This window comes from Streptomyces xiaopingdaonensis, from assembly GCF_000262345.1.
Lineage (GTDB): Bacteria > Actinomycetota > Actinomycetes > Streptomycetales > Streptomycetaceae > Streptomyces > Streptomyces xiaopingdaonensis.
Genome location: NZ_AJTQ01000359.1, coordinates 16,841 through 37,034 on the forward strand (window position 1 = coordinate 16,841; position 20,194 = coordinate 37,034).

Sequence of the window (20,194 nt, forward strand, 5' to 3'; positions counted from 1 at the left end):
AAAAGGAGGTGCGGGGGGCGTGGGGCGTCCCTAGGGTGACGCCATGCCGCCGAGTACCGCCTCCCCCGTCGTCCATGCCCCTGACCCGGTGGTCCGCACGGTCGCCGAGGAAGAGTTCGCCGAGTGGCTGCGGGGCACGAAGCTGGGGTTCCACCGGCTGCCCGAGGTGTCGTCCGAAGAGCTCGCCGCGCGCCTCCCGCACGTCGAACTCGACCGCACCTGGGGCGCGTTCGAGGGCACTCGCGCCGTCGGCGCGCTGCGGACGATGCCGCGGCGCCTGACGGTCCCCGGCGGCGGGGAGCTCCCCGCGGACGCGGTCACGCAGGTCTCCGTCCTGCCGACGCACCGCAGACGCGGCCTGCTCTCGCGGATGGTCGCGGGGAGCCTCGCCGCCGCCCGCGAGCGCGGTGACGCGTGCGCGATCCTCGTCGCCGCCGAGTACCCGATCTACGGCAGGTTCGGCTTCGGGCCCGCCACCGCCACGACCGAGTTCGAGGTGGAGATCGCACGCTCCGGCCTCGATCCGCGGTACGGCGGCCCGGAGGGCGGCGCGCGGGTGGAACTCGTCGACGCCCAGGAGGCGTACACGCTCCTCCCGGAGATCTTCGACCGCTTCCGCAGACTGCCCGAGCGCCAGGGCGCCATCGACCGCCCCGACCACCGCTGGCGGACGCAGCTCGCCCTCGCCCGCTTCCCCGGCGCGGAGCGCACGCCCACGCTCCACGCCGTGCACCGCGACGCGTCGGGCACCCCGCAGGGCGCCGTCGCGTACACCGTGGACGAGCACTGGGAGGCGAAGCTGCCCTGCCAGACGGCACAGGTCCACGACCTCTTCGCGGTGACGTCCGAGGCCGAGCGGGCGCTGTGGCGGCACGTCCTCTCGCTCGACTGGGTCGCGCGGGTCCGGTCCGGCACGCGCGCGCCCGACGACGTCCTGCCGCTCCTCCTCCCCGACCCGCGGGCGGCGAAGACGCTGGTGCACGCCGACTTCCTGTGGCTGCGCCCGCTCGACGTACCGCGGATGCTCGGCGCGCGGCGGTACGCGGGACCCGGCTCGCTCGTCCTCGACGTACGGGACACCGCCGGCCTCGCCGGCGGCAGGTTCCGGCTCGAAGCGGGGGCGGAGGGCGCCGTGTGCACGCCCACCCGCGAGGAGGCGGAACTCTCGCTCGACGTCGGGGAGTTGGGCGCGCTCTATCTCGGCGGGGAGTCGGCGGTGCGGCTCGCCTCGGTCGGCCGGGTCGTGGAGGAGCGCACGGGTGCGGCCTCCGCCGCCGATGCGCTCTTCCGGACCTCCCGGCAGCCGTGGTGCCCCGACCTGTTCTGACGCTCCGGAGATCGCACCCACCGGGCTGTACGGCGCGGCCACGTCCCGGCTGCGAAGGACCTCCGTGCGCGATCTCCTCGACACGGCGAAGGGTGTGCTGCTCGTCCTCGAAGGCCCGTCTGCCGGCTCTTCTTCCCACGGCGCGGCGCAAGTCGGCCATCATGCTCGACGACCTCGTCGGCACGTCAGGCCACCCGCCGCTCGTCCGCGAAGACCCGTACGGGACGCTGCACGCCGCGCTCGAGGAGCCGGCGCCGCGACGCAACGGGACCGCAGGCCAGGCCGCGGCGGCCGTCGAGCGCGCCGCCGCGCCGCTCGCCTTTCGCGCCGTGCGGCGGCACGCTGCTGCACACCCTCGTCGCCGCGGGTCGCCGGCCGTCGGCACGGACGTCGGCGAGGAGGCGGCGGCCCGCTGCCTCGACGGGCAGCGGCTCGGGCACCTCCTCGACGCCACGGGCGCCGGGGCGCGGGATCGCTGATACCCCGTCCCGGGTGCGTCACACGTGCGTTGGAGGCCGCGGGGTGCACGCGGCGGACGCGCTGCTCGCCGGCGGGGCGCCGAGAGCGCCGGTGGCGGTCGAGGCCGCGGGCGTTCCCTTCCTCGGCCGTGCCGAAGGCGGCGGGAGGCGCTCGACACGGCGGGGCCGGGAGGAGCGCGGCGTCCCCGCACCAACCGGTGAAGGCGGTCGATCCCGCAGCGCACGTCCGAAGCGCGGGCGGATGTTCCGCGGGTGTGCGGGCAGGCGCCCGGCACGCCTCCGCGACGGGGGCGCGGTGGCGCGTACGCTCCGGGCGCCGGCGCGTACGTAAGCTGACCGTCGGCGCACGGCGGCGGTGCCGTGCGCCGAGCCACCGAGGAACGGCGCGTGACCGCGTCACAAGGGAGGACGACCGCCTTGACCGACGCCCCGACCCCCGAGAGCAACGAGCCCGCGCACGACCCCGAGGTGCTCGAACTCGCCCAGCGCGTCTTCGACCTGGCGCGGAAGGGCGACTCGGCGACCCTCGCCGCCTACGTCGACGCGGGCGTCCCCGTCAACCTCAGCAACGACCGCGGCGAGTCCGTCCTCATGCTCGCCGCCTACCACGGCCACGCGGAGGCCGTGAGCGCCCTCCTCCAGCGGGGAGCCGACCCCGACCGCGCCAACGACCGCGGGCAGACGCCCCTCGCCGGCGCCGTGTTCAAGGGTGAGGAGGAGGTCGTACGTGTCCTCCTCGATGCCGGGGCCGATCCGGAGGAGGGGCAGCCCTCGGCCGTCGAGACGGCGCGGATGTTCGACAAGTTGGAGCTGCTCGACCGGAGTTGAGGGGGTGCGGCGCCGGGTTCGAGGTCCTCCTCCGCAACGCCCGCCACATGCCGGCGAGTACCCCGGGCCCCCGTACGGCAGCCTCCCGTCCGAACTTTTCGGCCGCCGCGTGGAGTTCGCCACGCGGCGGCACCGGCCCGCGGTACGACACGGGCTAGCTGCGCTGCCGGTCGCCAGCATCCACCGATGTCGGCGGCGGGCCGCCCACGACGTGGGCCACCACGCACGCCACGTTGTCGGGTCCGCCCGCGGCGTCCGCGAGCCGCATCAGCTCGGTCACCGCATCCGCCGGCTCGGCGTGCGAGGCGAGGGCGGTGCGCACGCGCCACGGTGGGACGGCCGCGCCGAGGCCCTTCGAGCAGAGCAGGAACCGGTCGCCTGCGCGCGCCTCGTGGAGGCCGAACTGCGGGGAAGCGCCGCCTTCGGTCGTCAACGCCTTGAGCAGCAGGGTGCGTTGCGGGTGGGACTCCGCTTCCTCCGGCGTCAGCTCACCGGCGCCGACCATCGCGGCGACGTGCGTGTGGTCCTGGGTGAGCCTGCGGAAACTGTCGCCGCGCAGCAGGTAGGCGCGCGTGTCGCCGATGTGGGCCAGCGCCAGGCGATCCTCGGCGAGGAGCAGCGCGGTGAGCGTCGTACCCGCGTCTCCCGCGTCGGCCGCGCCGTCCGACGTGGCGCGGGCGGCGGCCGAGGCACGGTCGAGCAGCAGGCGCAGTGTCGCCAGCGCTCCCTCGGGCGCCGCGGGCGCCTCGCCGGCGGTGAGCGCGCCGACGGCGGCGCTGCTCGCCTCCCGGCCGAGCGGCCCGAAACCGTCGGCGACGGCGAGGAGTCGGGTGTCGGCGTACGCGACGTCCTGGTTGCCGGGGCGTACGCGGCCCGCGGCGGATTCGGCGGCGTACCGCAGAGTGAGCGGGGTCCCCTTCTCCCGGGGTGCGGTCATCGGCTCTGCCCTTCGTGTCAGTTCGTCGACGAGGAGAGAGGCGAGCTCCCGCCAGGCCGCGTGCGCCGCCTCGCGCTCCGACCGGAAGGCACGGACGGCGCCTGCCTGTTCGGCCGGAGGCAGGTAGCGCAGCTCCGTGATCCGGGCCAGCGGCATCCCGAGCCGGCGCAGCCAGGCGACGAGCCGTGCCTCGGCCAACTGGCCCTCGGCGTAGTAGCGGTAGCCGGTGGCCGGGTCGACGTGGGCGGGGCGCAGCAGCCCGGTGCCGTCGTAGAGGCGGAGCGCCTTCTGCGAGAGGCCCGCGGCGCGGGCGAAGGTACCGATCGTGAGCAGCCGCACGCTCTTCCCCTCCTCGTCCCCGGGCTTCGGGCCCGGGGACGCACACGCTGCGGGCTGCCCCAGGGGGAGAGTCAACTGTTCAGGGCTTGCGGGCGACGGCGCCGTAGAAGGAGACCTCCGCGTCGCTCAGCTCCGGCCGCTCCTCCGGTCGCCACCTGTGCACCAACTGCACTCCGGGGTCGAGGAGTTCGAGGCCGTCGAAGAACCTCGCGAACTCCTCGCCGGTGCGCCCCTGTATGTGGTTGCCGCCCCGCCGGTACAGCTCCTCGATGCGGCGGCCCTCCTCCGGTGCGAGGTCGTTGGTGGCGTGCGAGAGCACCAGGCAGCTCCCGGACGGGAGGCGCTCCACCATCGTGCCGACGAGGTCGTGCGGGTCGAGTTCGTCGGGGAAGAAGTGGAGCAGCGCGACGAGGGAGAGGGCGACGGGTTGCGTCAGGTCGAGGACGGCGCGGACGCGTTCGTCGTAAAGGAGGTCGTCGGTGCGTACGTCCGACTCGACGTAGGCGGTACGGCCCTCCGCGGTGCCGTGCATCAGCACGTCGACGTACTCGAGGACCATCGGGTCGTTGTCGGCGTAGACGACGCGGCACTCCGGCGCGACCTGCTGTACCACCTGGTGGAGGTTGGGCTCCGTGGGGATGCCGCTGCCGAGGTCGAGGAACTGGCGGATGCCGTGCTCTGCTGCGAGGGCGCGGACCGCCCGCTGCATGAAGGCGCGGTTCTGCCGCGCCCCGGTGCGGGCGAACGGAACGGCCCTGAGCACCTCTTCGGCCGCCTCCCTGTCGACGCCGAACCAGTCCTTGCCGCCGAGGTAGTAGTCGTACATCCGCGCCGGGTGCGGACGGGTGGTGTCGATCTCCTGTCGGGTCTCGGTCATATCCGCTCTCTCGTGGGCGACGTGGGCCTGCGCGGGGCCGTGCAGGTCCCGCGGAGCAACTCTCCCCGATCCTGCAGCCGTTGACGACGCTTTCCCGCACCTTCCCGCCCCGTCGCTCAGCCGGCGGCCGCCTCCTCCAACTGCGCGATGTCGAGCCTGCGCATGCCGAGCATCGCCTGCATCGCGCGCTCCACGCGCTGCTGGTCGGCGTCGCGCAGCAACTCCTGGAGCACGCGGGGCACGATCTGCCAGGAGAGCCCGTACCGGTCCTTGAGCCAGCCGCACTCCACCTCCTCGCCGCCCTCGGTGAGCGACGCCCAGAGCCTGTCGATCTCCTCCTGGGTGTCGCGTTCGACGGAGAGCGACACCGACTCGTTGAAGCGGAACGGAACCTTCCCTCCGTTGAGCGCGATGAACTGCCGTCCCTCCAACTCGAAGACGATCGTCATCACAGAACCCGTCTCGCCCGGGCCCGCCTCGGGGTAGCGCTGCACCTCCAGCGTGCGCGCGCCGGGGAAGAGCGAGGTGTAGAACTCCACGGCCTCCTCCGCGTCGCCCTCGAACCACAGGCAGGTCTTGATCTTCTGGTTCTCGCCGTTCCGGCTGCTCTCGGTCACTCGTCTCTCCCTTGCGGCTTCGGTGCGAGCGCCGGCCCGGCGCCGGCCTCACCCTCTATCGACCGCCGGGACTCCCGTGGGTCATCGCCCGATGCCCCGCGCGTTCCACCGCAACGGGCGCAGACGACGGGCGCCCGGCACACGCCGGGGCGCGCGGCAGACGGACACGCGCTCGACACCTACCGGCCCGCCGTGTCGAGGCCGACCGCCCCCCATCCGGCCACCGCCGCCCGCGAGTTCGACGCGCGTCCGGCCCCGCACGGCAGCCGACGGCACCGCGGCTGGTGGCCGCCCAGACCGCCGGCTTCAGCACTCCGCGCACGACGCGCGAACGCGCGAGAAAACGCCCCGCGCACCGCCGCCTCGCGGACTCCGGGCGGGCGGTCGCGGCGTCCCCTACACACCCGACGCCCGCCGGCCCGCTCCTCACGAGGCAGCCCGCCCGCGCTCGCCCACGGCGGAGAGCCACAGCAGCCACCGCCCCTGGCACCCGCTACAGTCCCGTCCATGAGTGACCGACCCGCATCGCCTCTCGGCACGTTCGACTCCGTCCAACGCGCCCTCGACGCCGCCGAGATGCTCGCCGCGCCCACCGCCGACGCGCTGAAGAACTGGGCCGCGTCCGACAGCGCCGAAGCGGCGCTCTTCGTCGACACCGACCCGGAGAAGGCGGACACGGCCGTCTTCTGCGAGACCTACGGCGTACCGCTGGAGGCGTCCGCGAACTGCGTCATCGTCGCCGCCAAGCGCGGCGGCGAGACCACCCTCGCGGCGTGCGTCGCGCTCGCCCACACCCGCATCGACGTCAACCGCGCCGTCCGCAAGCACCTCGGCGCACGCAAGGCGTCGTTCGCGCCGACGGAGACGGCCGTCGAGGAGACGGGCATGGAGTACGGCGGCGTCACACCGCTCGGACTGCCGCCCGAATGGCCCCTGTTGATCGACGAGGAGGCGGTGCGTGCCCCGTACGTCCTCGTCGGAAGCGGCCGCCGCCGGGGCAAGCTGATCCTCCCCGGCAGCGCACTCGCCCGGCTCCCCGGCGCGGAAGCGGTGCCCGGACTCGCGGGCTGACGCGGCACCTCGCCCTCCCGCGAAGCAGGCAACCGCGCTGCGAGGCCGAGGAGTTCGGTGCTCGGGCCGGGACTCACACCCCCGCGCTCCCGTCGATCCGCTCCCTGAGCAGGTCGGCGTGGCCGCAGTGCCGCGCGTACTCGGCCGTCGTGTGCGCGAAGATCCACCGCAGGCTCACCTCCGCCGCGCCGACCTCCAGCGCTCTCCCGGCGCAGTTGGCGCGCGCCCAGGCGATCTCGCCCTCCCGGATCGCGAGGGCGTCCTCACGGGTGACCCGCTCGGAGAGCCGCGAAGCCGCCGTCGGGCGCGGACGGGTCGCCGTCGGGCTCGTGGATCGGCCGGATCCGTTCGCCTGCCCACACCCGGCGGAACCAGTTGCGTTCGACCTCCGAGAGGTGCTGGACGAGTCCGAGGAGCGTGAGCGCGGAGGGAGTGGCCGAGGCGGTGCGCAGTTGCGTCTCGCTCAGTTCCGCGCACTTCAGCGCGAGCGTGGCGCGGTAGAAGTCCGGCCATCCCTCCGAGGTCGTGCGCTCGTCGGCGGCCAGCGGCGGCATGAGGCGATCCGGCGGCGTCGTGGAGGCATCGTGCCAGGCGGGTACGACAGGCCCCGGTTCAGGCGTCGCGCACCGCGAAGAGCGCGACCGTCTCGTACCCCATCGCCAAGCGACCTCCCCGGGCGTCGATCGCCTCCGCCATCCCCGACAGCAGTGCCTCGCGCTCGTCCGGCCGCAGCCGGAGGACGTCGCCGTGGGTGAGCACCTGTTCCAGCCACTCGTCACGCGCGTACGGACGCTCCCACTCGACGCGCCGCTCCTCGGGAACCCCGAACCCGCCTGCCTCGCGCAGGACTTCGACCGCCCGAGCGAAGAGCCGCGAATAGCCGCCGAGGCTCTCCGGCGACCAGGGGTTGAACGGCGCCTCGGGCACGGCGCGGCGGTAGACCTCGGCGAAGGCCTCCGCCACCTCAGCAGAGGGGTTGAACGTGTTCCACGCCGGCGCCAGCAACCCGCCGGGCGCCAGTACCCGGGCGGCCTTGGCCGCGCCGGCGGCGGCGTCCACCCAGTGCCAGGACTGTCCCGAGACCACGGCGTCGAAGGTGCGCCCCGCCGGTTCCCACTCCTCGAAGGCGGCCACCTCGACGTCGAGCCCCGCACGGCGCGCGAACTCGGCCATCCGCGCGTCGACTTCGACGCCCAGCACCCGGCAGCCCACCGCCCGTAGCTGCTGCCCGAGGATGCCCGTACCGGTGCCGACGTCGAGCACCTCCCTGCCCGGGCTCGCGGCGACGACCGCCGCCACGAGCTCGTCCGGGTACCGGGGCCGTGCACGGTCGTACCGCGCGGCGTCCTCGCCGAAGGACTCCGCCATCGGGTGGCTGCGGTGGGGTTCGGGTGCGTCGGTGGGAGGCATCCCCTCACCTTCGCGGAGCGGCGGAGGGGGCTCAAGTGTGGGATTAAGACCGGCGCCTGGCACCGACGGGCGCGCCGGCCGGCGCGCAGACATGTCGCACCGGGCGACTGCAGGAGTACATGAGCTGCCGAACCGGAAGCCCCAGCCATCGACTTGTCGAATATCGATATGCTCGACTAGCCTCCGGCATATCGAGAATCGATAAGGAGAGGCTTGATGAACACGCGCCTGACGAGGACTCTGGCCTCGGTGACCCACACCCTGGCCGTGCTCTGCGGTCTCGCATTTCTCGGCAAGGCGGTCGCGCACATGCTCGACGACGGGGCGGTCTGCGCGGAGACGCACTTCTGGCACAACGCCCGGCTCGCGGACGAGTTGCCGATCAGCAAGGGGGTGGAAGCCTCCAGCAGCGCCGCGCAGCTCTGCCAGGAGAGCCCCTCCGTGAGTCAGCGCGCCGCCGACCTCGGAGGCGAACTGCCTTGGCTGCTGGTCGGCTTCGTCGTGCTGCTGCTCATCTCCCGGCTGCTGAAGGCCGTTCTGCAGCAGGGACCGTTCACCGATGCGGTGTCACGACGGCTCTCCGTTCTCGGATGGACCGTCGCCGCGGGCACACCGCTGAGCGGCCTGGTCGTCGGCTGCTCGCAGTCCTGGCTCGTCGGAAGCATGGCGCCGATAGCAGGTGCCGAACCGACGGTCTCCGGACCGCTCGTCCTCATCCTCGTCGGCCTCGCCGCAGTGATCATGGGGAGGATCATGCGCGAGGGCGTGCGTATGCGGGAGGACCTCGAAGGGACCATCTGATGCCCGAAGACGAAACCCCCGCCATCCGGATTCACCTTGACCGGCTCCTGGCCGCACGCGGCATGACGCTCACCGAGCTGTCCGCGCAGGTGGGCATCACCGTCGTCAACCTGTCCGTGCTCAAAAACGGGCGGGCCAAGGCCATCCGCTTCTCGACCCTGTCGAGGATCTGCGAAGCCCTGCGGTGCCAACCCGGCGACCTCATCACCCACGACCCCGCCGAGCCGCCCTGATAAACACCCCGCGGCGTGCACGACGCCAAGCAGTCCCGCCCCTGCGATAAGCCACTGCCTTGGCCTTCGACCCGGGTCGAAGGTTCAGCGTCGGCGAGATGAGCACGATGACGCGGGAGCCGAACGGTGGCGTACGGCACCGATCGCCTGTTCCCTGACCGGCGACGGCGTTGCCGAACGTGCCGGTCAGTGGCAGAAGGTGCTGTCAGGAGCCGACCGAGAAGAGAGCGAGGAGGGTGTGCGCCTGGTACTGCCCGCTGAGCGGGCGGGGACCGTGGCCGCACTGGCCGCCGCCAAGCAGCAGTGCTGCCCGTTCTTCGACTTCCGTCTCCATGTCGAGTGCCCGCCCGCTGACCGGGGCCGCGGCGCAGGGCGGCTGCTTACCCGGCTCGTGCTCAAGTCGGCCGCGGCCGCTGAAGTTCACCGACGAGCGTGTTCTACCCCGCGAAGAGCAGCCTCCAGCAAGCGACTTGCTTGCAAAAGTTAGCGCCTAGGTGCACTCTTGGGCGCATGGCCTCGCTCAATGTCGGCAACCTCGGTGAGTTCCTCAGGGAGCAGCGGCGCAACGCCAAGCTGTCGCTCCGTCAACTCGCCGATGCCGCAGGGGTGTCCAATCCCTACCTGAGCCAGATCGAGCGGGGCCTGCGCAAACCGAGCGCCGAGATCCTCCAGCAGCTCGCCAAGGCGCTGCGGATCTCCGCGGAGTCCCTCTACGTCCAGGCCGGCATCCTCGACGAGCGCGACCGGGCGGAGTCGCTCCAGGTGCCGGCGGCGATCCTCGCCGACCCGTCGCTCCAGGAGCAGCAGAAGCAGGCGCTGCTCCAGATCTACGAGTCGTTCCGCAAGGAGAACGCCGCAGCGGACGGACCGCCCGGGCAGGGGGAACCGGAGGCCGCAGCGGGCGCCTAGCCTGCCCGGCGCGGCAGGCCGACCAACAGCACACCGAACCGAAGTCCAGCCGTACGACGACAGGTCGCACGGACGGCACCGCACACCCGTCGCCGGTGCCTGGACGCCACACGCAGCACGCGCAAAGGAGTTCGCATGGCCCTCGCAGAGGACGTCCGCAAGACGCTCACCGACCCGACCCCGCTCTACTTCGCGGCCGGCGTCATCGACAAGATCCGCCAGGAGGCCCCCGGCAGGCTCGCCGCCGCGCGCGAGACCGACACCAGGGAACTCCAGGAGAAGCTGGCGCGCCAGGCGAAGGAGACCCAGGCCAAGGTGAGCGAGACCCTCACCGGGCTCGACGCCGACATCAAGCGGCTGCGCGAGCAGGCCCAGCAGTACGCGCTCCAGGGCGTGGGCCTCGCCGCCGAGTACGCGGTGAAGGCGAAGGAGGGCTACGACGAGCTCGCCGTCCGCGGCCGCGGGGCCGTCGCGTCCTGGCGCGGCGAGGACGACGGCCCTGAGGTGAAGGTCGAGCGGACCACGGTCAAGGTCGCCGAGCCGCCGCAGGAGGACGAGCCGGAGCCGGGCCGGAACGCCGCGGCGGAGACCGCGCCCACCGGCGGAACGACGGCCCCCGGCACGTCGCCGAAGGGCGAGGAGTCCTGATCGGCCGCCCGACCCCGGAGCCGCCGAGGCGACGGCTCCGGGTGCGGCGGCCCGCGTGCGGCCGCGCCGCGTGCCCCGGCGTACGCGGCGCCCCCTCCGCGCGCCTGCCTCCGGGAGGAAGGCGCCGTCCGCTCGGTGCACCTTCGGTGCGGCCTTGGGTACGGTTGCGGGCATGCGGGCGAAGCGCAGGATGCCGCCCGGTGGGCGACCGGCCCGTGCTCCACGGACGGCGCGACGGCACGCAGCGACTACCAGGAGAGAGTGAGCACCCATGCTGATGGAGGGCTTCGGGACACTGCTCTGGCTGATCAGCCTTGTGGTGCTCGGGATCGGCATCTTCGCCTTCGTCGATGCCGTCATGCGCAGGGAGGACGCCTACCGCGCCGCGGACAAGCAGACCAAGCGGTTCTGGTTGATCGTCCTCGGCCTCGTGGTCGTCGTGAACCTGCTGCCCTTCGGACTGATCCTGTTCCAGATCATCGGCCTCATCGCCACCATCGTCTACCTCGTCGACGTCCGCCCCGCCCTGAAGCAGGTCATGGGCGGCGGACCGCGCCGGGGCGGCAGCAGCAGCGACGGGCCGTACGGACCGTTCAACGGCCGCTGAGCCGCCGGGGGTCAGGCCCGGTCGAGCAGGAGAACGGCCACGTCGTCGGTGAGTTCGCCCCCGTTGAGCCGCCTGGCGTCGGCCATCGCGCCGTCGAGGAGCTCCTCGCCGCAGGCCCCCGCTTCGAGTTGGCGCCCGATGAGTTCGAGCATGCCGTCCTCTCCGAGGCGCTCGCGCCCGCCGTTGCCCGTCCTGCCCTCGACGAGCCCGTCCGTGTACATCATGAGGCTCCACTCCCCGCCGAGTTCGACCTCGCCGCGGGGCCACCGGGCCTCGGGGAGCAGGCCGAGCGCGGGGCCGCCCTCCTGGTGGGTGAGGAGCCGCGGCGGCGCGCCTCCGCCGGAGAGCAGCGGCGGGGGGTGGCCCGCGAGGCAGACCCCCGCGCTGCGCCCGTCGGGCGCGATGTCGACGGTGCAGAGCGTCGCGAAGATCTCGTCGCTCGCCCGCTCGTGCTCCAGCACGCGCTGGAGGGTGTCGAGGAGTTCGTCCCCGCAGATCCCGGCGAAGGTCAGGGTCCGCCAGGCGATGCGGAGTTCCACGCCGAGCGCTGCCTCGTCGGGCCCGTGGCCGCAGACATCGCCGATCATCGCGTGGACGGTTCCGTCGGCCGTGCGGACGGTGTCGTAGAAGTCGCCGCCGAGGAGCGCCCGGGAGCGGCCGGGGCGGTAGCGCGCGGCGAACCGCAGGTCGCTTCCGTCCAGCAGAGGCCGCGGGAGCAGCCCCCGCTCCAGCCGGGCGTTCTCCTGTGCGCGCAGGCGTGACTCGGTGAGCTGGCGCTGCGCGACGTCGCCGCGCTTGCGCTCGACGGCGTAGCGGACGGCGCGGCTGAGGAGCCGTCCGTCGAGTTCGTCGCGGACGAGGTAGTCCTGGGCGCCGACGCGCACCGCCTCCGCGCCCAGCTCCAGGTCGGCTCCGCCGGTGAGCGCGAGCACGGCATGGCCGGGCGCGAGGCCGAGCACCCGGTGGAGGACGTCGAGCTCGCCGGACTCGTGGGCCGGTGAGTCCTCGGATTCGCCGCGGACGGCGGGGAGTTCGAGGTCGAGGAGGATGCAGTGGACGTCGTCGGTGAGGAGCCGTGCGGCCTCGGTGAGGTTGCGCGCGGTGCGCACCCGCGCCTCGCGCCCTGCCGCGTCGGTGACGGCGGGGATGCGGACGGCGCCGTGCGGGTCGTCCTCGATGACGAGCAGCGTGAGCCCTCCGGCGGCCTTGGTGCGCGCGCTCGGCGCGGAGTCGATCTCCCCGTCGCCGCTCGGCCCGGTGGTGCTCAGCCCTTCGTCCGGCGCCGGCACCTCGGCGTCCGTCTCCCCTTTCCCGCCCCCTTGTTCGGGGAGACGGGCGGCCGGCTCGGGGGCCGACGGGCGCTCCGCGCGTACGGACATCTCAGCTTCCTCTTCCCTCCCCCCGAGGGCAGTCGCGGTGAGCCGAGCGGCACACCACAGGGCCCGGGCGGCGGCTGCGGTTGGTCGGTGCACACGTCGTCCCGGGCTTTCCCGGAGGGACCTTAGCGTCCCGGTGTGTGCGGACGGAATGCCTCAAGGGCCTTCGCCCTTGTCATATGCCCCTGAGCCGAGGGCATTCCACACGAACCCAGCTCCGCATACGGGACGTCGGCATGACCAAACTCACGCGGGTCCGACGGGGCCCGCATGCGCGGGCACCGGGTCACTTGTCGGGCCTGACCACCCCGAGGATCGGCATGGAACCCGCCCCCTCGACGGTGATCTGCCGCCCGGTCCGCGGGGCGTGGAGCACCTCGCCGTCCCCGACGTAGATCCCCACGTGGCTCGCGTCCTTCTTGTAGATCAGCAGGTCCCCTGGGCGCATCCGTTCGACCGGCACCCGGGGAAGGTGCTTCCACTGCTCCTGCGAGGTGCGGGGTATGCGCTCGCCCGCCGCCTGCCAGGCGCGCATCGTCAGGCCCGAGCAGTCGAAGGTGCGCGGGCCCTCGGCGCCCCACTCGTACTCCTTGCCGAGCTGCTTCGCCGCGTACTCCAGCGCGCGCCTGCCCGCCTTCGACGCCTTGCCGTCGATCTTCTCCAGTACCCCGGAGTCGAGCCAGCGTTCCTGCGCCGCGGCGGCTGCCTCGTCCTCCAGCTTCCGCAGCCGCTTGCGCTCCTCCGCCGCGAGCTGCGACTCCAGCCGCTTCGCCTGCTCGAGCTGCCTCTCGATGCGCTTCTTCGCCTTCGCCTTCTTCGCACGGCTCGCGTCGAGGCGTTCCCACTCCGAGGCGGCGTCGTCGGCGTATCCCTGGAGCCGGCTGCGGGTCCCGGAGAGGTCGGCGAGGAACCCCTTCGCCGCCTGCTGCCCCTTGCGCACGAGCGAGGCGGAGTGGAGGAAGGCTTCCGGGTCGTCCTGGAGCATCACCTTGGCCTCGTCGGGCAGCCCGCCGCCGCGGTACTGGGCGCGCGCCATGGCGCCCGCCGTGTCGCGCATCGACGCGAGACGGCGCTCCGTCGACGCGACCCTGCCCCGGAGCTCGCGGACCTTGCCGCGCTGCTTCGACGCCTTCGACTCCGCCGCGTTGTACGCGTCCGTCGCGGAGCCCGCACGGTCGTGGAGCGCGGCGATCTCCTTGCGCACCTGCTCCAACCTGCCCCCGCCGCCGGGCGGTTCGGGCTGCGCGTACGCCGGGTGCACGACGGCGCCCGCGGCCAGCGCCCCCACCGTGCACACCGAGACCAGCGCGCCGCTTCGTGCCGTACGGACCAGTCGCCGCCCCACGCGGAACCCCCTCGCAGCTCCCGCGGCTACCCACAGGTAGCCCTACCGACTCCGCGGATGCTGCCATGCCGGAACGAATTCCGACAGAGGCCCCACAGCCACACCGCCCCGCCGGCGTCGCAGGAGACGACGGCAGCCACCGCTCCGACGGCCGAGATTCACCGCCCGTTCACCGACCCCGGCAGGCCGATTCACTTGTACTGCCTAATTTCGGCCGTACGCCCGAGCCTTCGCACCGAGTCGGGGAGTCGGCCGCCCCCGCCGGGAAGGGGCGCACCCGAGAGGCGCCGACCGGACCACGGGGCCGGCCGGCGCAGCAGGAGCAGAACAACTCACGACACCGAAGGAGACGGGGCCACCGCCCCGCCCCACGTGCGCGCCGCACCGGCGGCGCGGCCATGGAAGGAACTGAACCAACGTGAAGCCTCAGCGCACCAACCGGTCCCGCGCCGTCGCGCTCTGCGCCGTCGCGGCCTCCGGCGCCCTCGTACTCACCGCCTGCGGCTCGGACGACAACTCCGAGGGCGGCGGGGACACCACGAGCAAGGCCGCCGGCAACATCAAGTGCGACGGCGACGGCAAGCTGCTCGCGTCCGGGTCGAGCGCGCAGAAGAACGCCATGGACGTCTGGACGCAGACCTACCAGCAGGCGTGCGACACCACGGAGATCAACTACAAGCCGACCGGCTCGGGCGCCGGCATCCAGGAGTTCCTCCAGGGCAAGACGGCCTTCGCGGGCTCCGACTCGGTGTTGAAGCCGGACGAGGTCCAGCAGTCCCAGAAGGTCTGCAAGGACGGCCGCGCGATCGACCTGCCGATGGTCGGCGGCCCGATCGCCGTCACCTACAACGTCGAGGGCGTCGACGACCTCGTCCTCGACGCCGACGTCCTGGCGCAGATCTTCGACTCCGAGATCACCAAGTGGAACGACAAGGCGATCGCCAAGCTCAACCCCGACGCCGACCTCCCGGACACCAGGATCCAGGCGTTCCACCGCTCCGACGAGTCCGGCACCACCGACAACTTCACCAAGTACCTCAACGCAGCCGCCCCCAAGGCGTGGCAGCACGAGCCGGCCAAGGCATGGCCCACCAAGGGCGGCCAGGGCGCCGACGGCTCCTCCGGCATCGCCACCAACGTCCAGCAGAACGACGGCGCCATCGGCTACGTCGAGCTCTCCTACGCCACCGGCAACGACCTCGACACGGTCGACCTCGACACCGGCGCCTCGGAACCCGTCGGGGCGACCACGGACAACGCGTCGAAGGCGATCGCCGACGCCAAGATCGTCGGCGAGGGCAAGGACCTCGCCCTGGAGCTCAACCACCGCACCAAGGCGCCCGGCGCCTACCCGATCGTCCTGATGACCTACGAGATCGTCTGCGACCGGGGCAACAAGAAGGAGACCCTCGACGCCACCAAGTCCTTCCTCCGCTACACCGCGGGCGAGGACGGCCAGAACGTCCTCACCGAGAAGGGGTACGCACCGCTCCCCGCCGAGATCGCCGCGAAGGTCCGCGAGGCCGTCGACGGCCTCGCCTGACGCAGGCCGGGACCGGGCGCCGCACCCTCGGCGCCCGGCCGGCCGCCCCGCACACCGCCGCCGTCCCGCAGCGGACGCGGCAGAACCCATCCGGTGCACCGCCACGGCCCCGCACGGGGCCCGCACCAGACCGGAGAGCCCATGACCACCGACGCCGTCCACACCCCGCCGGCGCCACCCCCCGAGGAGCGGCCCGACCGCCCCGCGCTCCGAGCCGGCCGCGGCGCGACCCACCGCGGCGACCGCGTCTTCCGCGGGCTCTCGCGCGGGTCCGGGATCACGCTCCTCGTCGTGATGGCCGCCATCGCCGCCTTCCTGAGCTGGCGCGCCGCCATCGCGGTCCAAGCCGACGAGGGCAACTTCCTCACCACCTTCGAGTGGGACGCCAACGCGGACCCGCCCGTCTTCGGCATCGCGGTGCTCGTCTTTGGCACCGCCGTCAGCTCGGTGCTCGCGATGCTCCTAGCGGTGCCGGTCGCCGTCGGGATCGCGCTCTTCATCTCGCACTACGCGCCTCGCCGGGTCGCCGCCGCGCTCGGCTACGTCGTCGACCTCCTCGCCGCCGTCCCCTCGATCGTCTACGGCCTGTGGGGGGCGCTCTTCCTCGTGCCGCACCTGAGCGGGCTCTACGAGTGGTTCGAGCAGTTCCTCGGCTGGACCGGGGTGTTCGGCTACGCGGGAGGGGCACCGCGGTCGCTCTTCACCGTCGGCATCCTGCTGGCGATCATGATTCTGCCGATCGTCACCAACGTCTCGCGCGAGGTCTTCCGGCAGGCGCCGGGCGCCCACCAGGAGGCCGCGCTCGCCCTCGGCGCCACGCGCTGGGAGGTGATCCGGATGTCCGTCCTCCCCTTCGGCCGCTCCGGCGTGATCAGCGCCTCCATGCTCGGGCTCGGGCGCGCGCTCGGCGAGACGATGGCCGTCGCCACCGTCCTCTCGCCGAGCTTCGTCCTCCAGGCAAGCCTCCTCGATCCCGGCGGCGGCACCTTCGCGCAGAACATCGCGGCCGGCTTCAAGGAGGCCGGAACCATGGGCAGGGACGCGCTGATCGCCTCAGGTCTCGTCCTCTTCCTGATCACCCTGCTGGTCAACGGGGCGGCCCGCCTCATCATCGCCCGGCGCAAGGAGTACTCGGGGGCAGCGGCATGAGCAAGACCATGACCAGGCAGACGACTGCGGCGCCCTCGCCCGCGCCGACGCGGCTGCGGCAACCGCGGCTCCCGCGGTGGGCTCCGGCCGCGACCGCCCTCGGCTCCGCCCTCGCCGGCTGCGGACTCGGCCTCGTCGCGGGATGGGAGAGCCGCGTCCAGTGGGGGCTGCTCGCCGCCGCCCTCCACGTCGTCGCGAGCTACCTGCTCGCCGCCGCGGTCGAGGGCCGCAGACAGGCGCGCGACCGCCTGGCGACGAGCGTGGTCTGGGTGAGCTTCCTCGTCGCCGTGATCCCGCTCGCCTCCCTCCTCTGGGAGACGGTCGCGCGCGGCAGCAAGGTCCTCGACGGCTACTTCCTCACCCACTCGATGAACGGCGTCCTCACCCTCGACGAGGGCGGCGGCATTTACCACGCCCTGCTCGGCACGGTCCAGCAGGTCGGCCTCGCCGCCCTCATCGCAGCCCCGATCGGACTGCTCACCGCCGTCTACCTCGTCGAGTACGGGGGCGGACGGCTCGCCTCCGCCATCACCTTCTTCGTCGACGTGATGACCGGCATCCCCTCGATCGTCGCCGGGCTCTTCGTCCTCTCGTTCTGGATCATCCTGCTGGACTTCGGCTACTCCGGGTTCGCCGGCGCCATGGCGCTCGCGATCCTGATGATGCCGATCGTCGTCCGCTCGACGGAGGAGATGCTCAAGCTCGTCCCGAACGAGCTCAGGGAGGCGTCGCTCGCCCTCGGCGTACCGCGGTGGAAGACGATCCTCAAGGTCGTGCTCCCCACCGCCGTCGGCGGGATCACCACAGGCGTGATGCTCGCGGTCGCCCGCATCGCCGGTGAGTCGGCACCCGTGCTCCTCCTCGTCTTCGGCTCGGCGCAGATCAACGCCAACCCGTTCGAGGGCGCGCAGTCCTCGCTCCCCTACTACATCTACGAGCAGTGGGCGAACGGCAACGCCCCCTCCTACGACCGCGCCTGGGCCGCCGCGCTGGTGCTCATCGCCTTCGTCATGGCGCTGAACCTCGTCGCCCGCGGCCTCGCCCGCTGGAAGGCGCCAGCGCAGGGCCGCGGTTGAGGCGCGCGGCCGACCAGACCCGAAGAACCACCGTCCGGGCGCGAGCGCGGACACCCGAGGAAGCGAAGTGAGTGACATGGCCAAGCGCATCGATGTGAGCGGCCTTACGGCCTTCTACGGCGGCTTCCGCGCCATCGACGACATCTCCATGACCGTCGAGCCCCGCTCGGTGACCGCGTTCATCGGCCCCTCGGGCTGCGGCAAGTCGACGTTCCTCCGCACCCTGAACCGGATGCACGAGGTGACGCCGGGCGGCCGCGTCGAGGGCAAGGTGATGCTCGACGACGAGGACCTCTACGGCAGCGGGATAGACCCGGTCGCGGTCCGCCGCACCGTCGGCATGGTCTTCCAGCGCCCCAACCCCTTCCCGACGATGTCCGTCTACGAGAACGTCGCGGCGGGGCTGCGGCTCAACGGCGGCCACCGCAAGGCCGCACTCGACGACGTCGTCGAACGGTCGCTGCGCGGCGCCAACCTGTGGGAGGAGGTCAAGGACCGGCTCCACAAGCCCGGTTCGGGGCTCTCCGGCGGGCAGCAGCAGCGGCTCTGCATCGCCCGGGCGATAGCCGTCGAACCGCAGGTGCTGCTGATGGACGAGCCGTGCTCGGCGCTCGACCCGATCTCGACGCTCGCCATCGAGGACCTGATCGAGGAGCTCAAGTCCGCGTACACGATCGTCATCGTGACCCACAACATGCAGCAGGCGGCCCGGGTCTCGGACCGCACGGCCTTCTTCAACCTCGCCGCCGTCGGCGAGCCGGGGAAGCTGATCGAGATCGACGAGACCGAGCGGATCTTCTCCAACCCCAGCGTCCAGGCGACCGAGGACTACATCTCGGGGCGCTTCGGCTGACGCCGCCGAGCCCCGGCTGCCTCGCGGTGCTGCATGGCGGTGCCACCGCGGGCCCGCCCGGCCCCCGGCCCGCTCGGCGGGTGCCCGGGGGCCGGGTTCGTGCGCCGGGGCGCGTCAGCCGAAGAAGAGGAGCACCAGCCAGTAGCAGACCGCGGCGGAGACGGCCGCCGCCGGCATGGTGATGAACCAGCCGAGGACGATGTTCTTCGCGACGCCCCAACGCACCGCCGAGACGCGCTTGGTGGCGCCGACGCCCATGATCGCCGAGGTGATGACGTGGGTCGTCGAGATCGGCGCGTGGAACATGAAAGACGCGGTGTACATCACGGAGGCCGCCGTCGTCTCGGCCGCGAAGCCCTGCGGCGGGTCCAGCTCGATGATGCGGCGGCCGAGCGTCCGCATGATCCGCCAACCGCCGGCGTAGGTACCGAGCGAGAGCATCATGGCGCAGACGATCTTCACCCAGACCGGGATCTGGTCGCTCTGCTGGACGTCGGCGATGGTGAGCGCCATGACGACGACGCCCATCGTCTTCTGCGCGTCCTGGAGGCCGTGCCCGAGCGCCATGCCGGCGGCCGAGACGGTCTGCGCGATGCGGAAGCCGCGCTTCGCGCGGTGCGGGTTGGCCTTGCGGAAAAGCCACATGATGGCGCACATCACGAGGTAGCCCAGGCCGAGGCCGATGATCGGCGAGATGAACATCGGCAGCACGACCTTCTCGAGCACACCGCTCCAGAAGACCGTGATCCCGCCCGCGAGCGCGGCCCCGACGAGGCCGCCGAAGAGCGCGTGGCTGGAGGAGGAGGGGAGGCCGAAGTACCAGGTGATCATGTTCCAGATCACCGCGCCCACGAGTCCTGCGAAGAGGATCGCCATGCCGGAGTCGCCGTGCGGGGTCTCGATCAGCCCCTCGCTGACGGTCTTGGCGACGCCGCTGCCGAGGAACGCGCCGGCGAGGTTCATCACCGCGGCCATCGCGAGCGCGGCCCGCGGGGTGAGCGCCCTCGTGGAGACGGAGGTGGCGATGGCGTTCGCCGAGTCGTGGAACCCGTTGGTGTACGTGAAGAGGAGTGCGATCCCGACGGTCAGGATCAGCGCGAACGTGTCCACGGAAGGTCAGGACTCCTTGACCGCGATGGTCTCGACCGTGTTGGCCACGTGCTCGAAGGCGTCGGCCGCCTCCTCCAGCACGTCGACGATCTGCTTGAGCTTCATGACCTCGATGGCGTCGTACTTCCCGTTGAAGAGGTGCGCGAGAAGCTTGCGGTGGATCTGGTCCGCCTGGTTCTCCAGTCGGTTCACCTCGATCCAGAACTCGGTGAGGTTGTCCATGGTCCGCAGGTTGGGCATCGCCTCCGCGGTGAGCTCGGCGGCCCGGGAGAGCACCTCGATCTGGTGCGCCACTCCGCGCGGCAGCTCCTCCATCTCGTAGAGGACGACGAGATCGACCGCCTCTTCCATGTAGTCCATGATGTCGTCGAGCGAGGAGGCGAGTTTGTAGATGTCCTCGCGGTCGAACGGCGTGATGAACGAAGAGTTGAGCTGGTGGAAGATCGCGTGGGTGGCGTCGTCGCCCGCGTGTTCCGCTGCGCGCATCCGCTCGGCGATCTCGGCACGTGCGGAGGGTTCCGCCCCGAGCAGTTCCATGAGGAGTTTCGAGCCGGTCACGATGTTGTCCGCGGAAGCCGCGAACATGTCGTAGAAGCTCGTCTCCCTTGGGGTAAGACGAAAGCGCACTAGGGTTCCTCGGATGCCTCGGTATCGGTCCT

General features: G+C 72.2%; 22 protein-coding genes and 1 pseudogene. 13 read left to right on the top strand and 10 right to left on the bottom strand.

Annotation, left to right across the window (positions count from 1 at the left end; all coding sequences use genetic code 11):
* The first annotated feature begins 43 nt into the window (after nucleotides 1-43).
* From UWG_RS0127370 to UWG_RS0127380, 3 genes are all read left to right on the top strand, one after another.
* Nucleotides 44-1,327, top strand: coding sequence for a GNAT family N-acetyltransferase (locus UWG_RS0127370; protein ID WP_050988664.1), 1,284 nt, complete (start codon nucleotides 44-46; stop codon nucleotides 1,325-1,327).
* A 161-nt stretch (nucleotides 1,328-1,488) separates the two neighbouring features.
* Nucleotides 1,489-1,806 (top strand): hypothetical protein, encoded by a 318-nt coding sequence (locus UWG_RS0127375; RefSeq protein WP_157838606.1) that lies wholly within the window; start codon nucleotides 1,489-1,491, stop codon nucleotides 1,804-1,806.
* 417 nt (nucleotides 1,807-2,223) lie between these two features.
* The gene (locus UWG_RS0127380; RefSeq protein ID WP_016910389.1) at nucleotides 2,224-2,634 is read left to right on the top strand and encodes an ankyrin repeat domain-containing protein; all 411 of its coding nucleotides are present in this window, start codon (nucleotides 2,224-2,226) and stop codon (nucleotides 2,632-2,634) included.
* A 154-nt stretch (nucleotides 2,635-2,788) separates the two neighbouring features.
* Here UWG_RS0127380 and UWG_RS0127385 read toward each other — a convergent pair whose 3' ends face one another.
* The 3 genes from UWG_RS0127385 to UWG_RS0127395 all read right to left on the bottom strand — a co-directional run bounded on the left by UWG_RS0127385 (nucleotide 2,789) and on the right by UWG_RS0127395 (nucleotide 5,404).
* The gene (locus tag UWG_RS0127385; protein ID WP_016910390.1) at nucleotides 2,789-3,910 is read right to left on the bottom strand and encodes a MerR family transcriptional regulator; all 1,122 of its coding nucleotides are present in this window, start codon (nucleotides 3,908-3,910) and stop codon (nucleotides 2,789-2,791) included.
* Between the two features lie 79 nt (nucleotides 3,911-3,989).
* Complete coding sequence (locus UWG_RS0127390) at nucleotides 3,990-4,787, bottom strand: SAM-dependent methyltransferase (protein ID WP_016910391.1); 798 nt, start codon at nucleotides 4,785-4,787, stop codon at nucleotides 3,990-3,992.
* Between the two features lie 116 nt (nucleotides 4,788-4,903).
* Nucleotides 4,904-5,404: a VOC family protein gene (locus UWG_RS0127395; RefSeq protein WP_016910392.1), complete on the bottom strand. Its 501-nt coding sequence runs from the start codon at nucleotides 5,402-5,404 to the stop codon at nucleotides 4,904-4,906.
* 507 nt (nucleotides 5,405-5,911) lie between these two features.
* Between UWG_RS0127395 and UWG_RS0127400 the strand changes: the two genes are divergently transcribed.
* Nucleotides 5,912-6,475, top strand: a complete 564-nt coding sequence (locus UWG_RS0127400; protein ID WP_016910393.1) for a YbaK/EbsC family protein — start codon at nucleotides 5,912-5,914, stop codon at nucleotides 6,473-6,475.
* 73 nt (nucleotides 6,476-6,548) lie between these two features.
* On the opposite strand, the pseudogene UWG_RS31625 reads toward UWG_RS0127400, so the two are convergent.
* Nucleotides 6,549-7,029: pseudogene (locus UWG_RS31625) on the bottom strand (DinB family protein).
* A 58-nt stretch (nucleotides 7,030-7,087) separates the two neighbouring features.
* Nucleotides 7,088-7,885: a class I SAM-dependent methyltransferase gene (locus UWG_RS0127410; protein ID WP_016910394.1), complete on the bottom strand. Its 798-nt coding sequence runs from the start codon at nucleotides 7,883-7,885 to the stop codon at nucleotides 7,088-7,090.
* Nucleotides 7,886-8,101: 216 nt separating this feature from the next.
* Here UWG_RS0127410 and UWG_RS0127415 point away from each other — a divergent pair, with 216 nt between their 5' ends.
* Both UWG_RS0127415 and UWG_RS0127420 read left to right on the top strand, forming a co-directional pair.
* Complete coding sequence (locus UWG_RS0127415; protein WP_016910395.1) at nucleotides 8,102-8,686, top strand: DUF2975 domain-containing protein; 585 nt, start codon at nucleotides 8,102-8,104, stop codon at nucleotides 8,684-8,686.
* The gene (locus UWG_RS0127420; protein WP_016910396.1) at nucleotides 8,686-8,919 is read left to right on the top strand and encodes a helix-turn-helix domain-containing protein; all 234 of its coding nucleotides are present in this window, start codon (nucleotides 8,686-8,688) and stop codon (nucleotides 8,917-8,919) included. The genes UWG_RS0127415 and UWG_RS0127420 overlap by 1 nt, the downstream gene beginning before the upstream one ends.
* A gap of 205 nt (nucleotides 8,920-9,124) precedes the next feature.
* Here UWG_RS0127420 and UWG_RS33225 read toward each other — a convergent pair whose 3' ends face one another.
* A complete protein-coding gene (locus UWG_RS33225; protein WP_016910397.1) occupies nucleotides 9,125-9,343 on the bottom strand; it encodes a sialate O-acetylesterase family protein in 219 nt (72 codons plus the stop codon).
* Between the two features lie 86 nt (nucleotides 9,344-9,429).
* Here UWG_RS33225 and UWG_RS0127430 point away from each other — a divergent pair, with 86 nt between their 5' ends.
* The 3 genes from UWG_RS0127430 (at nucleotide 9,430) to UWG_RS0127440 (ending at nucleotide 11,083) form a co-directional block, all read left to right on the top strand.
* Complete coding sequence (locus UWG_RS0127430; protein WP_016910398.1) at nucleotides 9,430-9,828, top strand: helix-turn-helix domain-containing protein; 399 nt, start codon at nucleotides 9,430-9,432, stop codon at nucleotides 9,826-9,828.
* 135 nt (nucleotides 9,829-9,963) lie between these two features.
* Entirely contained in the window at nucleotides 9,964-10,476 is a 513-nt protein-coding gene (locus UWG_RS31215; protein ID WP_016910399.1) for a hypothetical protein, read from the top strand.
* A 271-nt stretch (nucleotides 10,477-10,747) separates the two neighbouring features.
* Nucleotides 10,748-11,083 carry a DUF2516 family protein gene (locus tag UWG_RS0127440; protein WP_016910400.1) on the top strand — a complete coding sequence of 112 codons (336 nt, stop codon included), beginning with the start codon at nucleotides 10,748-10,750 and terminating at the stop codon, nucleotides 11,081-11,083.
* An 11-nt stretch (nucleotides 11,084-11,094) separates the two neighbouring features.
* On the opposite strand, the gene UWG_RS0127445 is transcribed toward UWG_RS0127440, so the two are convergent.
* Nucleotides 11,095-12,462, bottom strand: a complete 1,368-nt coding sequence (locus UWG_RS0127445; RefSeq protein WP_016910401.1) for a PP2C family protein-serine/threonine phosphatase — start codon at nucleotides 12,460-12,462, stop codon at nucleotides 11,095-11,097.
* Between the two features lie 283 nt (nucleotides 12,463-12,745).
* Nucleotides 12,746-13,804 carry a C40 family peptidase gene (locus UWG_RS0127450; protein ID WP_106430017.1) on the bottom strand — a complete coding sequence of 353 codons (1,059 nt, stop codon included), beginning with the start codon at nucleotides 13,802-13,804 and terminating at the stop codon, nucleotides 12,746-12,748.
* A gap of 418 nt (nucleotides 13,805-14,222) precedes the next feature.
* Between UWG_RS0127450 and pstS the strand changes: the two genes are divergently transcribed.
* The 4 genes from pstS to pstB all read left to right on the top strand — a co-directional run bounded on the left by pstS (nucleotide 14,223) and on the right by pstB (nucleotide 18,425).
* Nucleotides 14,223-15,347 (top strand): phosphate ABC transporter substrate-binding protein PstS, encoded by a 1,125-nt coding sequence (pstS, locus tag UWG_RS0127455; protein ID WP_016910403.1) that lies wholly within the window; start codon nucleotides 14,223-14,225, stop codon nucleotides 15,345-15,347.
* A gap of 141 nt (nucleotides 15,348-15,488) precedes the next feature.
* On the top strand, nucleotides 15,489-16,496 hold the full coding sequence (gene pstC, locus UWG_RS0127460; protein ID WP_016910404.1) for a phosphate ABC transporter permease subunit PstC: 1,008 nt from the start codon (nucleotides 15,489-15,491) through the stop codon (nucleotides 16,494-16,496).
* Nucleotides 16,493-17,572 (top strand): phosphate ABC transporter permease PstA, encoded by a 1,080-nt coding sequence (gene pstA / locus UWG_RS0127465; protein WP_016910405.1) that lies wholly within the window; start codon nucleotides 16,493-16,495, stop codon nucleotides 17,570-17,572. Before pstC ends, pstA begins: the two co-directional genes overlap by 4 nt.
* Nucleotides 17,573-17,648: 76 nt before the next feature.
* Nucleotides 17,649-18,425 carry a phosphate ABC transporter ATP-binding protein PstB gene (gene pstB, locus UWG_RS0127470; protein ID WP_016910406.1) on the top strand — a complete coding sequence of 259 codons (777 nt, stop codon included), beginning with the start codon at nucleotides 17,649-17,651 and terminating at the stop codon, nucleotides 18,423-18,425.
* 114 nt (nucleotides 18,426-18,539) lie between these two features.
* On the opposite strand, the gene UWG_RS0127475 is transcribed toward pstB, so the two are convergent.
* Both UWG_RS0127475 and UWG_RS0127480 read right to left on the bottom strand, forming a co-directional pair.
* On the bottom strand, nucleotides 18,540-19,535 hold the full coding sequence (locus UWG_RS0127475; RefSeq protein WP_016910407.1) for an inorganic phosphate transporter: 996 nt from the start codon (nucleotides 19,533-19,535) through the stop codon (nucleotides 18,540-18,542).
* Between the two features lie 6 nt (nucleotides 19,536-19,541).
* Nucleotides 19,542-20,162, bottom strand: coding sequence for a DUF47 domain-containing protein (locus UWG_RS0127480; protein ID WP_029391823.1), 621 nt, complete (start codon nucleotides 20,160-20,162; stop codon nucleotides 19,542-19,544).
* Nucleotides 20,163-20,194 lie beyond the last annotated feature (32 nt).

Excerpts from the sequence above, each read along its gene's own strand:
- UWG_RS31215 (WP_016910399.1), top strand. The coding sequence starts at position 9,964 with ATGGCCCTCGCAGAGGACGTCCGCAAGACGCTCACCGACCCGACCCCG.
- pstB (WP_016910406.1), top strand. The coding sequence starts at position 17,649 with ATGGCCAAGCGCATCGATGTGAGCGGCCTTACGGCCTTCTACGGCGGC.
- pstC (WP_016910404.1), top strand. The coding sequence starts at position 15,489 with ATGACCACCGACGCCGTCCACACCCCGCCGGCGCCACCCCCCGAGGAG.
- UWG_RS0127430 (WP_016910398.1), top strand. The coding sequence starts at position 9,430 with ATGGCCTCGCTCAATGTCGGCAACCTCGGTGAGTTCCTCAGGGAGCAG.
- UWG_RS0127375 (WP_157838606.1), top strand. The coding sequence starts at position 1,489 with ATGCTCGACGACCTCGTCGGCACGTCAGGCCACCCGCCGCTCGTCCGC.
- pstA (WP_016910405.1), top strand. The coding sequence starts at position 16,493 with ATGAGCAAGACCATGACCAGGCAGACGACTGCGGCGCCCTCGCCCGCG.
- UWG_RS0127370 (WP_050988664.1), top strand. The coding sequence starts at position 44 with ATGCCGCCGAGTACCGCCTCCCCCGTCGTCCATGCCCCTGACCCGGTG.
- UWG_RS0127415 (WP_016910395.1), top strand. The coding sequence starts at position 8,102 with ATGAACACGCGCCTGACGAGGACTCTGGCCTCGGTGACCCACACCCTG.
- UWG_RS0127420 (WP_016910396.1), top strand. The coding sequence starts at position 8,686 with ATGCCCGAAGACGAAACCCCCGCCATCCGGATTCACCTTGACCGGCTC.
- UWG_RS0127445 (WP_016910401.1), bottom strand. The coding sequence starts at position 12,462 with ATGTCCGTACGCGCGGAGCGCCCGTCGGCCCCCGAGCCGGCCGCCCGT.
- UWG_RS0127410 (WP_016910394.1), bottom strand. The coding sequence starts at position 7,885 with ATGCCTCCCACCGACGCACCCGAACCCCACCGCAGCCACCCGATGGCG.
- UWG_RS0127400 (WP_016910393.1), top strand. The coding sequence starts at position 5,912 with ATGAGTGACCGACCCGCATCGCCTCTCGGCACGTTCGACTCCGTCCAA.
- UWG_RS0127440 (WP_016910400.1), top strand. The coding sequence starts at position 10,748 with ATGCTGATGGAGGGCTTCGGGACACTGCTCTGGCTGATCAGCCTTGTG.
- UWG_RS0127390 (WP_016910391.1), bottom strand. The coding sequence starts at position 4,787 with ATGACCGAGACCCGACAGGAGATCGACACCACCCGTCCGCACCCGGCG.